Origin of the sequence: Paenibacillus sambharensis, from assembly GCF_003233845.1 — a bacterium.
GTDB classification, from domain to species: Bacteria; Bacillota; Bacilli; order Paenibacillales; family Paenibacillaceae; genus Paenibacillus_I; species Paenibacillus_I sambharensis.
This window is the reverse complement of sequence record NZ_QKRB01000019.1, coordinates 1-420: the sequence shown is the minus strand read 5'-3', so window position 1 is coordinate 420 and position 420 is coordinate 1. Positions and strand designations below refer to the sequence as shown.

The window sequence follows — 420 nt, the reverse complement described above, 5'->3', positions numbered from 1 at the left end:
GTAGGTCTGATTTCTCCGGTCATCGTAATAGGCTCTTTCTTCATCTTCAGCCGTACGGGTTTTGGACAGATCCACTACATACTGAATGTTGTAGTCCAGCACCTCGCTGTTCAGCTTGGTTCCGTTGTCCCAGGAATCGCCAGGCGTCCACAGCTCCAGGAATCCGGAGAGTACTCCGATCGCAGGGTTGGAGTAGACGGACATGTTAACCGGCTGATTGTTTTTGTAAGTGTCAACGAAGTGTCCCCAAGCCGGTGCGGATGCTTCGTTCACTGCCAGTTCAATCCGGTCAGTCAGGTAGTTCACCTGAACCTTGTAGTCTCCAGGCAGGCCTGTCGTTTCGACGGAAGCGAATTGGCCGGTCCGCTGGTCCTTGCCATGCGTGATAAGCGTAATGACACTGCCGCTTGCAGGCACATA

General features: G+C 53.3%; 1 pseudogene. It reads right to left on the bottom strand.

Annotation, left to right across the window (positions count from 1 at the left end):
* Positions 1-417: pseudogene (locus DNH61_RS26190) on the bottom strand (hypothetical protein); the annotation flags it as partial.
* Positions 418-420: the final 3 nt, after the last annotated feature.